14 protein-coding genes are annotated in these 12468 nt (G+C 42.9%); 7 read left to right on the forward strand and 7 right to left on the reverse strand.

Going from position 1 to position 12468, the window contains the following annotated elements; translation table 11 throughout:
- Positions 1 to 131 precede the first annotated feature (131 nt).
- Genes HWX64_RS00615 through HWX64_RS00625 form a run of 3 tightly spaced genes read left to right on the forward strand, consistent with a single transcriptional unit; the run spans position 132 to position 3453 of the window.
- Positions 132 to 1064 (forward strand): ABC transporter ATP-binding protein, encoded by a 933-nt coding sequence (locus HWX64_RS00615; protein WP_175986434.1) that lies wholly within the window; start codon positions 132 to 134, stop codon positions 1062 to 1064.
- A gap of 11 nt (positions 1065 to 1075) precedes the next feature.
- Positions 1076 to 2347 carry an ABC transporter permease gene (locus tag HWX64_RS00620; protein WP_175986436.1) on the forward strand — a complete coding sequence of 424 codons (1272 nt, stop codon included), beginning with the start codon at positions 1076 to 1078 and terminating at the stop codon, positions 2345 to 2347.
- Positions 2344 to 3453, forward strand: coding sequence for an ABC transporter permease (locus tag HWX64_RS00625; RefSeq protein WP_175986438.1), 1110 nt, complete (start codon positions 2344 to 2346; stop codon positions 3451 to 3453). Before HWX64_RS00620 ends, HWX64_RS00625 begins: the two co-directional genes overlap by 4 nt.
- Positions 3454 to 3517: 64 nt before the next feature.
- Here the strand turns inward: HWX64_RS00625 and HWX64_RS00630 are convergent, their stop codons facing one another.
- The 5 genes from HWX64_RS00630 to safA all read right to left on the reverse strand — a co-directional run bounded on the left by HWX64_RS00630 (position 3518) and on the right by safA (position 7397).
- Positions 3518 to 4948: a sodium:alanine symporter family protein gene (locus tag HWX64_RS00630; protein WP_175986440.1), complete on the reverse strand. Its 1431-nt coding sequence runs from the start codon at positions 4946 to 4948 to the stop codon at positions 3518 to 3520.
- Between the two features lie 345 nt (positions 4949 to 5293).
- Positions 5294 to 5458, reverse strand: coding sequence for a hypothetical protein (locus HWX64_RS00635; protein WP_175986441.1), 165 nt, complete (start codon positions 5456 to 5458; stop codon positions 5294 to 5296).
- Positions 5459 to 5619: 161 nt separating this feature from the next.
- Entirely contained in the window at positions 5620 to 6033 is a 414-nt protein-coding gene (locus tag HWX64_RS00640; RefSeq protein ID WP_175986443.1) for a CBS domain-containing protein, read from the reverse strand.
- 136 nt (positions 6034 to 6169) lie between these two features.
- On the reverse strand, positions 6170 to 6673 hold the full coding sequence (locus tag HWX64_RS00645) for a hypothetical protein (protein WP_175986445.1): 504 nt from the start codon (positions 6671 to 6673) through the stop codon (positions 6170 to 6172).
- A gap of 103 nt (positions 6674 to 6776) precedes the next feature.
- Positions 6777 to 7397, reverse strand: a complete 621-nt coding sequence (gene safA / locus HWX64_RS00650; RefSeq protein WP_175986447.1) for a SafA/ExsA family spore coat assembly protein — start codon at positions 7395 to 7397, stop codon at positions 6777 to 6779.
- 166 nt (positions 7398 to 7563) lie between these two features.
- On the opposite strand from safA, the gene HWX64_RS21810 reads away from it, so the two are divergent.
- The 3 genes from HWX64_RS21810 (at position 7564) to HWX64_RS00660 (ending at position 9122) form a co-directional block, all read left to right on the forward strand.
- Positions 7564 to 7713, forward strand: a complete 150-nt coding sequence (locus tag HWX64_RS21810; RefSeq protein ID WP_303049451.1) for an Lmo0850 family protein — start codon at positions 7564 to 7566, stop codon at positions 7711 to 7713.
- 68 nt (positions 7714 to 7781) lie between these two features.
- Positions 7782 to 8063, forward strand: a complete 282-nt coding sequence (locus HWX64_RS00655) for a hypothetical protein (RefSeq protein WP_254871002.1) — start codon at positions 7782 to 7784, stop codon at positions 8061 to 8063.
- Between the two features lie 156 nt (positions 8064 to 8219).
- Positions 8220 to 9122 (forward strand): diacylglycerol kinase family protein, encoded by a 903-nt coding sequence (locus HWX64_RS00660; protein ID WP_175986449.1) that lies wholly within the window; start codon positions 8220 to 8222, stop codon positions 9120 to 9122.
- Between the two features lie 323 nt (positions 9123 to 9445).
- On the opposite strand, the gene HWX64_RS00665 is transcribed toward HWX64_RS00660, so the two are convergent.
- Positions 9446 to 10027, reverse strand: a complete 582-nt coding sequence (locus HWX64_RS00665) for a YqaA family protein (protein ID WP_175986451.1) — start codon at positions 10025 to 10027, stop codon at positions 9446 to 9448.
- 140 nt (positions 10028 to 10167) lie between these two features.
- Here HWX64_RS00665 and HWX64_RS00670 point away from each other — a divergent pair, with 140 nt between their 5' ends.
- Positions 10168 to 10692: a hypothetical protein gene (locus tag HWX64_RS00670; RefSeq protein ID WP_175986453.1), complete on the forward strand. Its 525-nt coding sequence runs from the start codon at positions 10168 to 10170 to the stop codon at positions 10690 to 10692.
- Between the two features lie 39 nt (positions 10693 to 10731).
- Here the strand turns inward: HWX64_RS00670 and argS are convergent, their stop codons facing one another.
- The gene (gene argS / locus HWX64_RS00675; RefSeq protein ID WP_175986454.1) at positions 10732 to 12420 is read right to left on the reverse strand and encodes an arginine--tRNA ligase; all 1689 of its coding nucleotides are present in this window, start codon (positions 12418 to 12420) and stop codon (positions 10732 to 10734) included.
- Between the last annotated feature and the right edge of the window lie 48 nt (positions 12421 to 12468).

Raw genomic sequence — 12468 nt, forward strand, 5'->3', positions numbered from 1 at the left:
CATTTTTGTGTCTTTTTTGAAAAAGTGACGGAGGTCATACTGATTCTGATCGAATTAGTGACAGAGGTAAGTGTGAGGGACCAAATTAACGAAATATAATGAGAGTATAAGTGAAAGAGGGGGCGGGTTTAATGCTGGAAGTAGTAAATCTATCAAAGCGTTTCAAGAAGAACAAAGCGGCGGACGGTGTGAATCTCTTTTTGGAAAAGGGGGAAACGGTCGGGCTGCTCGGCCCTAACGGAGCCGGTAAATCAACGACCATATCCATGATTTCATCTCTCATTTCCCCGAGTGAAGGAGATGTAAGGCTGCTTAATGAAAGCATCCTGCAGCAGCCGGGGAAATTGAGGAAGGTGCTTGGGGTGGTACCTCAGGAAATAGCATTATACACAGATTTAACTGCAAAAGAAAATCTTGAATTCTTCGGAAAGCTCCACCGATTGAGCGGCGATGAACTAAAGGAGAAAATAAAGGACATTTTAGAACAGATCGGTCTGACCGACCGGCAGAACGATGTAGTCAAGACATTCTCGGGAGGAATGAAGAGAAGGCTTAATATTGGCGTGGCGCTCCTGCATGACCCCGAAATTCTTATCATGGATGAACCGACGGTGGGTATCGATCCTCAATCGAGAAACTATATACTGGAAGAGGTAAAAAGACTGAATAAGGAAAAAAACATGACGATTTTATACACGAGTCATTACATGGAAGAAGTGGAATTCCTGTGTGATCGTATTTATATCATGGATAAAGGCACCATCATCGCCTCAGGAACAAAAGATGAAATCAAATCTATCCTTTCATCTGAATCGACCATTCTCATCAAGCTGGATAAGAACTCTCCTGCATTTGTGGAAAAATTACAGGAGGTTGCAGTCTTCAAGACGGTCACCTCCCATGAAAAAATGGTCACGATCGTCATTCCAAAAGAAGTGCACCCTTTCAATCAAATCTTTCAAATCGCTGACGAAACGGATGCCATTATTGTCACGATCGACCGTCAGACGCCGACCCTTGAAGATGTGTTCCTGCATCTGACCGGAAGAGCACTGAGGGATTAGGAGGGGTTAAGATGATTATTGTTCAATTCATTAAAAAACAGCTTCTCTTGATCATGCGGAACCCGCAAATCCTCCTTATTCTCATTGGGATGCCGCTCATACTGATCACCATTCTCGGGTTTGCCCTCGGGAATGTGATGAGCGGGGAGGAAGTGAGCGTGAAAGCAAAAGTTGCAATCATTGAGCATGGGGACAGCGAACAGGAACTCAGCCTATTTTTAAAGGAGTTGGAATCTTCAACGCTTCCCCCGGAAACTTGGGAGGCCGTCTCCCAATCTGCCCAAAGGCTCATGCCGGTCGAACTTTTAAGAAGTGAGGTACTAAAAAATCCGGAACTAAAAAAATATATATCCGTCGATGAGGTAGAACCTGGTGACTTGGAAAAGACGAAAGAGGATGACTCCTACTCAGCCATCATCGAAATTCCAGAGGGATTCTCCGCGCAGATTCTTTCTTTCATGTTCCTGAAAGGAGAAGTGAAACCGGAGCTCAAGCTTTACCGAAATGAAGGGAGAGAATTGACTTCCAATCTTGTAGAAGACTTACTCACGGGTTTTCAGGAACAATACTCGCTTGCAGCCATCATCGGCAGGTCCAGTGATTCTATGCTGAATACTGAATCGAGGGAAACAGAGGTAGAGGGGGCGGTGGCGAGTGTGGAAGATCGTGAACCTCTTACCTCGATGACCTATTATGCGGTGGGCATGAGCGTCATGTTCGTTTTATATATTGCATCCAATATGGGTTCGTTCGCCTATCAGGAAAAGGAAGATCACGTGTTCGACCGCATGATACTGGCGAACGTCCCGGTCTGGAAGTACTTTATCAGCATTCTGATGACCACGGTCATTCTCGCGTTGCTGCAGCTGGGGATTCTCTTTGGGATATGTGCCCTGTTTTACGGTGTGACATGGCCTGATATAAGGTCATTTATCCTGGTGACCATTGCACTCAGTCTGGCTGTAGGGAGCATTGGGGCACTGTTGACATCTTTAAATTATCGGGCAAATTCAGAGGCGTTCTCTAATTTTTTCTCGACTGTGGCTGTAACGATATTTGCCTTTATTGGAGGTAGTTTCGGAGAATTGTTCTCCTCTGATTTCATTCAAAGCATCGGTGCTTTCACCCCGAACGGCGCAGGTATGGCAGCGTACTTCAAGCTATTCCAGGGCTATACCTTATCGGGCGTATACAGTGAAATGCTCACGCTGCTGGTTTTAAGTCTCATCATTTTGGGTGTGGCTGCCTTACTATTCCCAAAGAAAGGGGGAACGGCGAAATGAGGGGAATCCTTTATGCGAAAATGAAAATGTTCCTGCGAAAACCATGGCTCTTTGTCATCATGTCAGCGGTCTGTGTGATGTTTGCATACTTTACAAGTCAGGGTGGAACGAACACGATCCCGATTCCATATAGTGTGGCCGGTGGGTCTGAACAAACGGATTTGATTGTAGAGGAGTTATCGAAGGAAGAAGCCTTCCATTTCACTGAAGTCACGCAGGAAGAATTAAAAGAGTTGGTGAGTGAAGGGAAAAGGGATGGGGGGCTGATTTTAAAAGAAAATGAGTTCACGATCATGATTTCTTCCCGTACCGGTACGACTTCCTTGATGCAGCAGGCAGTCGGTAATGCGTATGGTGTGGTGGGCAATAAAGAAGCATTGAAAGCATCTGCAGAATCCGAGGGGATAAAAGCCGAAGAGGTAGAGAAGTGGTATTCTGAAGCTCAATCGTCACCGGTATTTTCAATCAATCAATCATCATTCAAGGGCAGCGACACGTTTGTGTATGATCCCAAACTGCAATCACTCTTTGGTTTTTCTTTATTCTTCGTCATCTATACGATTGCTTATAATGTAGCGTCCATTCTCTATGAAAAAAGGGAAGGCGTTTGGGACCGGATGATTCTCTCGCCGATCCGCAAATGGGAAATGTATGCCGGGAATCTGGTTTACAGCTTTATTCTTGGGTATATCCAGCTGGCATTGATTTTCTTTGTATTCCGTTATATTACGAATGTGGAGTTTTACGGAGGATTCTTCACCGTCTTACTGCTGCTGATACCATATGTATTTGCTATCGTGGCGCTTTCTATGTTGATCACGGGACTTGTAAAGAAGGTTCAGCATTTCAATGCGGTTATACCGATTGTAGCGGTAAGCATGGCGATGATTGGCGGAGCATACTGGCCCCTTGAAATTGTTGAATCAGAGATTTTATTGACTCTGTCAAAAGTGGTGCCGATCACTTATGGAATGGAGGCTTTGAAAGGAGCGACGATTAACGGATGGGGGGCAGAACAACTGATGCTTCCGGTTTCGGTCCTGATTTTAATGGGAGTCCTCATGATGGGGATTGGAATTAACTTTATGGAGAAGCGGCATAATTAATTTAACGTAAGAAAGAACAGGTTCCCTTACAGGGAGCCTGTTCTATTTGTTCATGATATTTACATTACTCATTCACTGCCTTCTTACGCATATCCTCTCGCTTAGGCCAGCTTTCCACTCCTTTTAAGCCTGGAATGTCATCTGCATAGAAGACAGGATCTAATCCTTGCCTGCGCTGGTCCATATAGTGGTTCAATGCTTTAAAGGCAATCGGAGCCAGGATTCCAATGGCAATCAAGTTAGTGATCGCCATCAAGGCCATAGATAGGTCAGCAAGGGCCCAAACGATATCAAGGCTTGCCATAGAACCGAATATGACCATACCTAATGCGATAAAGCGGTAAATCAGAAGTCCGGTTTTGCTTCCATTAATAAACGGAAGGTTGGCTTCTCCATAATAGTAGCTTCCAATGATTGAGCTGAAGGCAAATGTGAAGATCGCAATTGCCAGGAAGATACCTGCCCATGATTGGAAATGTTCAGACATGGCTGCCTGTGACAGCTCGATACCTGTCAAACCTGATGAGTAAGCATCGGAAGTCAGGATGATGAATGCTGTTGCAGAGCATACAAGCAATGTATCAAAGAATACTCCAAGTGCCTGGATGAAACCTTGCTTTACAGGGTGGGAAACGGATGCAGTGGCAGCTGCGTTAGGCGCACTACCCATACCTGCTTCGTTTGAGAATAGTCCGCGTTTTACACCGTTCATGATGGCAGCACCGATTCCTCCGCCTACCACCTGTTCAAATCCAAATGCACTCTTGAATATAAGAGCGATAACACTTGGCATCTCAGTGATATTCGTAATGACCACGAATAATGCCAATACAATGTAAAAGACCGCCATGATTGGAACAATTGCAGATGAGAAGCTTGCGATACGCTTCACTCCGCCAAAAATGATAAGAGCCGTCAAAGCAGCTAATATTAGTCCTATTGCTAACGGGCTGATCCCGAATGAATTATTGAATGCTGTAGAAATCGTGTTACTTTGTACGGCATTAAACGTTGTCCCGAATGAGAGAATGATGGTTACGGCAAAAATGGAACTCATCCAGCGTTTCCCTAATTGTTTCTCCATGTAGTAGCCAGGGCCGCCTTTAAATCCAACTTTGTCTTTGACCTTATAAATTTGTGCCAAAGTGCTTTCTACAAATGCACTGGCGCCTCCCAGAATGGCTACAAGCCACATCCAGAATACCGCTCCAGGGCCTCCAAGTGCTAAGGCAATGGCTACTCCCGCTAAATTACCTGTACCAATTCGAGTACCTGCTCCGATAAAGAAGGCCTGCAGAGAAGAAATCTGTTTCTTGCCTTCCGCTTCTGTAACATCCTTATCTCCTAATAACCTGAGCATTTCGCCGATATGGCGAATTTGAACAAATTTAGATCCTACCGTGAAGTACAATCCTAAAATGATCAGTAAACCAATTAAGATGTAACCCCATAATAGTGAATTTGCCTCATTTACCAAACTGTTTAAAATATCCATGATAACCCCCTCGAAAATTTGAATCGGTTACGCTAACTATTATCTGAAAATTGAAATCCCTTGTCAAGTTATTATCTGAATATTTAAATATTACCAAAAAACAATTTAGAGGGACGAAGTATACCATCATAATGAATACTTGATATTTATGGGGTTGAAGAAGGAATGGGGAGACCTAAGCAGGAAAGAAAACATTATTTTAAGATAGAGAAAAACAAAGTGTAAAATAATATTATTTTTTATCGTTGAAAAGAAAAAAGCCATGGGAATAATCATCCATGGCAGAGGCCGGTTCATATGTTGAATATCGAGTGGTACAGAAAGGGTAAAAGAACCATTTTGGGATCAGTAGTAGTTCCAATAGCTTAAGACAAACAGTAATATTCCAGTAATCATGGAAATACCAAATAGCATAAATAAGAAATCAAGAATCCCGTCCACAAACACTTTCTTGCGGCTTTCCCGTTTGAAATTCCTTACTTCTTTACGATAATAAGCTGAACGACTCATCCCGATACCTCCTACATCCTCACATTCAAGTACTATGGCTTTATAAAGATATTCTCGAAAAATAAAGAAAATCCTGCCTGAATGTGAAAATATTGTCGTTTGGAGTCATGAAAAAACAAGAGGCTGAACAAATTCAGCCTCTTTGTTTTTGTATAAGGTGATTATCGTGTGTGGTTTTCGGAAATCTGACTTAGTGCACCGCCGGCGCTTTGGTCAGATTTCTGTTGTACTGCTAAGTCTCCAAGAGCAAGCATCCCGACAAGATTTCCATTTTCCACTACTGGAAGACGGCGGACTTGATGCTGGGACATTAATGCCGCAGCTTCTTCAGCAGATGCATCTGGTGAAATGGTCACAACGTTTTGAGACATGACTTGAGATACATTATCCTGCGTACCGTTCGTCAGTCCGCGAGTGGCAATGTCACGGTCCGTTACCATACCGACAACCTGTCCGTTTTCCACTACAGGAACTGAACCAACATTCTTTGATTGCATTTTTGAAGCAACATTCGTTAAAGAATCCTGGTTAGATGCAGCTTCAACATTTGTCGACATAAGATCGCGTACTTTCATTCAAATTCCCCCTCAATTGTTGTGGCAGTACAATCATTATTATTTGAAGAATTGCCTGCAATATTCTTTGTATACGGAGGAAGTTAATTGAAAAAGGTGTGCTGCTGTAATGGGGGCAGTACACCTTATGCATAAATCATCTTTCCGAGGAGGGTCTGTGGAACGCCATGGTCAGGAAAGGTCCTGCGATTACGAATGAAAAGATGAAAAACAGAATCAGGAATAGGGAAGGACCGTTGATTGAGCGGTTCAATTCATCCTTATGATCGTCTATGAAAGCTTTCAGTTCATCATTTAAAACCACTGAGGACGAAGGTAATAATTCGTTATGATCCAGGTCATAGTAGTAAATCTCTTTATTGGTAAAATGGAAAAATCGGTCTCTTTGTTCTGTATAGCTGATGTACAAAGCTTTTATTTTTACACTCTCCGTTTCATCTTCACTCATCATGACTTCCCCTGAAGTATCAACGAAATCCCTGACAGTTACCGACCCTTTTTTGAAATACGCTTCTTCTTTGTTTAGATAGTCATCAATGGAATCGATGATCGGATCGCTTGCGAATACCGCATTCCCTAAACCGCAAAAAAGAAAAAATAAAACAAGGAAACAATAGAAATATGGTTTCTTAAACAGCATAATCTTCCCCCTTCGAAAGAGCCCGTCTTATTTCATTCTTATGCTCTCTTTCTGGGGATTATGGCTGAAAAGAAAAAACCCCCGGAATATCCGAGGGGATTGATTACTTCGAAATGAACATTTGCGTCCAATATGTTCCGTATGAACCGCCTTTGGCATAGCCAACCCCGATATAGGTGTAGGTGCCATTGAGGATGTTTTTCCGGTGACCGGGACTGTTCATCCATTCTCTTACAACTTGCTCGGGACTGGTCTGTCCTACTGCAATATTTTCACCGGCTGAACTGTATTGAACATTAAAGCTTTTCATCATCTCAAAAGGTGAACCATATTGAGGGCTTCGATGTGCGAAATATCCTGTATCCCTCATATCCCGGGATTTGTAGCGTGCAACTCTGGACAGCTGCCAGTCTAATTGAAGTGGGGCGAGTCCAGCTTTCTGTCTTTCCTGATTTGTAAGATCAATCACTTGTCGTTCAACAGACTTTATTGATTTGATGCTCGGGATATGGATTTTTTGACTTGGATAAATCAAATCCGGGTTAGGAATTTGGGGATTTGCATCAATCAGTTCAGATAAACCAACTTGAAACTTTTTGGAAATTTTCCAAAGAGTGTCTCCTTCCTTAACATGATAAGTTTGGGCTGCTTGAGCCCCTTCGATTCCTGTAAGACTAAAGGCAAGGGACATGGCGACAATGATAATAGCTATTTTTGTTTTCATACGTTTAAAATGTGTATTTCAAGGTGAAATATTCTTAGAAAAAAACAAAAAATAGGATTATTGTTTCATTTATGGGGAATAGGTAAACCATCTAGAATAAAGTGAAACCTTTTTTTATTTCATACGTACAAATAGATAACGAAATTTAATCAAAGAGGTGAATAACGTGGTAAAGGAGAACGATCGCTTTAAGAAAGTGATAACCAAATTATCGAAGGTCGGCGTCAATATCTCTAAAACAAAGTCCAGACGTGAGATTCTACATTCACTAAAGCCATATCAGCCATTACCTAAGACGTTAACTCAGGATTCATAAGAGGTTGGCCACACATATTTCTCTTTTTTTCACGATATACTAAATAGTAGTGAAAAGGAGGGAAAGGTATGGAGAGAGTGATGTTTGATGTCCAGACATTAATGGAAATCAGGAAGAAGGCGGATGAGATTTCATACCGTTGTATGAGTGGGAATCGACCTTCTGATCTTCACAGCCTTAACATGGCATTGGACCAGGTTTCACGTGCACTGGCCATGTTTGCAGAGATGGAAATCCATCGGATGCAGAACACGCATATTGCCTGTGACGGTCAAAGCTATATTAAAGGCCGGCTGCGGATAGCGCATCGATCGATCCTTCCTCAACAAGAAGAATCGAATACAGCATAATAAAGAGGTTGACCCAAGAATAACGAAAGTCTAAACGATATTCATTTATTAGTACCAATGGCTCATTAAAGACTGATCCTTTAAGGGTGATCATTTCATCTTTTTGGGTCAGCCTCTTTTTTTTCGGAAAAATATTCTTATTAAGTTGGTGACGTGATGACTATTTTCTACTCAAAGATATTATTGGTTTGTAATGGAAAAGCAGGTCGCGGAGAGTTGGAAATACAATTGATGGAAGTCACCGCGCCCCTATTGGATATTTGTGATACGTTAACTGTGCATAAGACAAAAGACAAAGGTGATGCTGAAAAAATCTGCCGTGACAAAGGTCACGAATATGATCTTGTCGTCGTATTGGGAGGAGACGGTACAGTACATGAGGCGGTCAATGGTTTAGCACGTCTCTCAGTGAAACCTACGCTCGCGATCCTTCCCGGTGGAACATGTAACGACTTTGCACGCTCCCTGGACATCCCGATGAATATGAGACAAGCCGTGGAAACCATCACTGAATCCCGTCATGAAAGGGATATTGATATTGTCAAAGCAGGCGACCGCTATTTCAGTAATTTCTGGGGGACGGGCTTGGTCTCAAAAGCTAGTGACAATATCGATACAGGATCCAAAAATGTACTTGGAAAGCTCAGTTATTATATCAGTGCTTTTCAATCCATTCAGGATCCTCAGTTATTGAATGTCACCATCACGGCCAACGGCAAGGTATACAGGGAAGAGGTAGTGATGCTGCTCGCAGCAAACGGACGTTCAATCGGTACAAACCCGCTGCCTGCCAGCATCAACCTTGAAGACGGATTGATTGATATTTACTTGGTGAAAAAATCGGGCTTTCCCTTACTGAAGGAATTTTTCATGCTAAGAAGTACAGGGGAAGTAAGTGACCCTTCCAATGACATTATCCATATCCAGGCTCCTGAGGCAGACATCCAATTAGAAGATATAGAAAAGGTGGATATGGACGGAGAGCTTTATGAAGAACAGAACCAAACGTTGGAAGTGCTGAAGCACCATTTGCGATTGATTGTAGGGGGAAATAAATAAGAGAGTATTGGGGTTGCCCAATACTCTCTTTTTCTTGGAAGGAGGCTTATCAAGCCGCCTCCGCTTTTGATTCGTCCAGCTCCGGCGGCTAGCCCCTCGAGGTCATAAGCTAAATGGTCCAAGAAGGCAAAGAACGCCTTCCCGGCCCATTCATCTTATGCTTGTCGGGGCTGAGCAAGCCGCCTCCGCTTTTGATCGTCCAGCTCCGGCGGCTAGAGGCTCGAGGTCATAAGTCAAAAACCCCAAAAAGGCAAAAGAACGCCTTTCCGGGGTTTTTGACTTATGCTTGTCGCCTCTGGGCAATCCGCCTCCGCTTTTGAGGTTTAAACTGTATGTTTTTTCTTCCTGATGATCAGGTAGATGATGTAAGCTAGTATTAAGACTCCGCCTGCTGCGAGTGTGAGCATAGTGAAGTTTTCTTCGATGAACGGTTTTGCTTTGGCACCAAGAGCTAAAATGATCGCTCCTTCAAGGAAGAAGCGGATGCCTCGTCCGATAATCGACCAAATGACAAGAACTCGTATTTTCACCCCGGACACACCGGCAAAGATGGTAAAAATTTTATAAGGAACGGGTGTTAGACCCGCAATCAGCAATGCCATTGGACCGTATTTCATAAAATATTCTTCTACCTTCTGAATTCTTTGTTCAGAGAATAGATAGACCAATATCGGACGTCCGAGCTTTTTACCGATCCACCAGCCAAATAACGCACCGATGACTGAAGCAATGGTAGTATATAAGGCATAAAGCAGGGCATTTTCCGGGTTGGCAATGGCAAGTGGTATTAATAGAACATCCGGCGGGATCGGGAAGAAGGATGAATCGGCAAACGATACAAGAATAAGTCCCCAAATCCCATAATCCAGCAGCCAGGCTTCAAAAGAGTGAAGTAATTCAGACATAAGATATCTCCTTTATCATCTTGCAATATAGTCAATCGTCATCTTGTTTTAAATAACATAAGAAAGTATATCATTTTTTAAGTGGAGCGTCATGAAATATCTGTTTGATCACCATCCCAAGGGAGAATGGGGGAGGAAGTATGAAGAGAGTTGCTGCTGCAGTCGCACTTTTAGCGTTTTTGTTCGGTTTTCCTTTAAACGGTATAGCCTGCAAATGTGCAGATAGAAGCCCCGATCTATTGTATGAAGAAGCTGATGCGGTATTCAGAGGAAAAGTAGTGGACCTAAAGGAAGACTCTACCATTGGTGCCGTTGAAGTGACGGAGATTTGGAAAGGAACTAATAAGAGCGCTGTATATGTATACACCGATCAATCTTCCTGCGGTTTTCATTTTAAAGTAAACAAAGAGTACGTATTTTATGCTGATAAGGATAAAGGAAATTACCTGATTACAGCATGCAGCGGTACTTTTCCAATGGATGTAAAAGTAGAGGAAGAAAGGTCCCTTGGAAAAGGAATTCCCCCTTCTCAACAAGTCACTCTAGAGGAACTGGATGAAGGAGTGACTGTAAAGAAGTGGGGAATGGTTGGTTTGGTTGGTATAGTACTAGTGTTTTTTGTGATTTTGCTGATTCGTATTGAAAAGAGAGTGAAAAAGAGTTAAGTCATTTCTCGGGAAATAATGACAAGATTTTCAGGATTTCTACATTTCGTCGAGCGAGCCGATACCTAAGATGTTCAGTCCTTGCGCTAAAACCGACGCAACGATGTAGACAAGTGTTAAACGAGATTCTTGTTTTGGATCTTCATGGATGATCTTTGTATTTCCATAGTAGCTGTTAAACGACTTGGCAAGTTCAAGCAGATATTTAGCAAGGATGGAAGGAGAATAGTTCTTCCATGACCTTTCCACCGTTTCAGGAAATAATCTAATCTGTTTGATTACTTCCCAGCTGGCTGAGTCGTTCAGACCATCAAACGCTAAAGGCGAGGGGGCTCCCGCTTTTCTCAAGATCGATTTTGCCCTTGCATGCGTGTACTGCAAATAAGGGCCGGTTTCTCCTTCGAAGGTGAGCATATGTTCGAGGGAGAACTCTATATCGTTCATTCGGTCATTTTTCACATCATGGAAGATCACAGCCCCAACCCCGACATCCCGTGCAACTTCTGCTGCCTCTTTAAGATCGGGGTTTTTCTTCTTGATGTTTTCCCCTGCCATATTGATTGCTTCCTGAAGCACTTCTTCAAGTAAGATGACGCGGCCTTTACGAGTCGACATTTTCTTACCGTCCTTCAGGTAGAGGCCAAATGGAATGTGCTTCATGGCATTTGCCCAATCGAATCCCAGCTTTTCAAGCACCCCTTTCACTTGTTTGAAGTGGACGGTTTGTTCCTGTCCCACTACATACAGTGCTTCATCAAATGAGTATTCACGCTGACGGTATAGGGCGGCTGCCAAGTCTCTTGTAGCATAGAGGGTGGCCCCGTCCGTTTTTTTGATTAAACAAGGAGGGAGCGTTTCATCTTCCATCCTTACGACTTTTGCACCTTGAGAGGTTTCGAGAAGTTGGTGATTTTCAAGCAGTTCAACGACTTCTTCCATCTTGTCATTAAAGAAAGCTTCACCATTATATGAATCGAATTCCACTCCAAGCAGGGAATAGATGGTCTTAAATGCTTCGAGTGATTCATTTTTGAACCATCTCCAAAGCGTTGTGATCTCTTCATCTCCATCTTCGAGAAGTTTAAAGGCTTTTCGTCCTTCATCTTCGAGGGAAGGGTCTTGAACGGCTTCCTCGTGAAATTTTTTATATAGGGTAAACAATTCAGCAATCGGGTTTTCTTTTACCTTCTCCTCATCGCCCCATCTTTTGAATGCAACGATCAGCTTCCCGAACTGGGTGCCCCAATCACCGATATAGTTGATTTTTACTGTTTCATACCCGCATTTTTCTGCTAAATTGGCTATCGCATTTCCAATCACAGTGGAGCGGAGGTGGCCCATGGAAAAAGGCTTTGCAATGTTGGGTGATGACATGTCTAATACAATGGTTTTGTCTTTCCCGAATGAATGGGAACCGTAATGAACTCCTTGCTCAAGGACGGAAGAAACGATTTCCTTCCCAGTGAGTATGGGATCAAATCGTACATTCACATAAGGCCCCACCGCTTCCACATTGTTAAACATAGGGGAATGGAGTGACTGGGCTATTTCTGAAGCAATCACTCCAGGAGCTTTTCTCCATTCCTTTGCTAATCTGAAACAGGGGAAAGCAAGGTCGCCCAGATGGGCATGCTTCGGTGTTTCGATTAACGTATAAATTTCTTCTTCGGACCAAGAAGAAAGAACTTGGAAATTTATTTCTTTGGCTAATACTTTCTTTAAATCCATCGTTTCCACCTCCGAATAATAATTGGTTCTGTTAAAGTTTAGGGTTAG

Source organism: Bacillus sp. Marseille-Q1617, assembly GCF_903645295.1.
GTDB lineage: Bacteria > Bacillota > Bacilli > Bacillales > Bacillaceae_B > Rossellomorea.

Bases quoted from the DNA above. Each gene is read 5' to 3' on its own strand.
- HWX64_RS00615 (WP_175986434.1), top strand. From the start codon at position 132: ATGCTGGAAGTAGTAAATCTATCAAAGCGTTTCAAGAAGAACAAAGCG.
- HWX64_RS00620 (WP_175986436.1), top strand. From the start codon at position 1,076: ATGATTATTGTTCAATTCATTAAAAAACAGCTTCTCTTGATCATGCGG.
- HWX64_RS00625 (WP_175986438.1), top strand. From the start codon at position 2,344: ATGAGGGGAATCCTTTATGCGAAAATGAAAATGTTCCTGCGAAAACCA.
- HWX64_RS00630 (WP_175986440.1), bottom strand. From the start codon at position 4,948: ATGGATATTTTAAACAGTTTGGTAAATGAGGCAAATTCACTATTATGG.
- HWX64_RS00635 (WP_175986441.1), bottom strand. From the start codon at position 5,458: ATGAGTCGTTCAGCTTATTATCGTAAAGAAGTAAGGAATTTCAAACGG.
- HWX64_RS00640 (WP_175986443.1), bottom strand. From the start codon at position 6,033: ATGAAAGTACGCGATCTTATGTCGACAAATGTTGAAGCTGCATCTAAC.
- HWX64_RS00645 (WP_175986445.1), bottom strand. From the start codon at position 6,673: ATGCTGTTTAAGAAACCATATTTCTATTGTTTCCTTGTTTTATTTTTT.
- safA (WP_175986447.1), bottom strand. From the start codon at position 7,397: ATGAAAACAAAAATAGCTATTATCATTGTCGCCATGTCCCTTGCCTTT.
- HWX64_RS00655 (WP_254871002.1), top strand. From the start codon at position 7,782: ATGGAGAGAGTGATGTTTGATGTCCAGACATTAATGGAAATCAGGAAG.
- HWX64_RS00660 (WP_175986449.1), top strand. From the start codon at position 8,220: ATGACTATTTTCTACTCAAAGATATTATTGGTTTGTAATGGAAAAGCA.
- HWX64_RS00665 (WP_175986451.1), bottom strand. From the start codon at position 10,027: ATGTCTGAATTACTTCACTCTTTTGAAGCCTGGCTGCTGGATTATGGG.
- HWX64_RS00670 (WP_175986453.1), top strand. From the start codon at position 10,168: ATGAAGAGAGTTGCTGCTGCAGTCGCACTTTTAGCGTTTTTGTTCGGT.
- argS (WP_175986454.1), bottom strand. From the start codon at position 12,420: ATGGATTTAAAGAAAGTATTAGCCAAAGAAATAAATTTCCAAGTTCTT.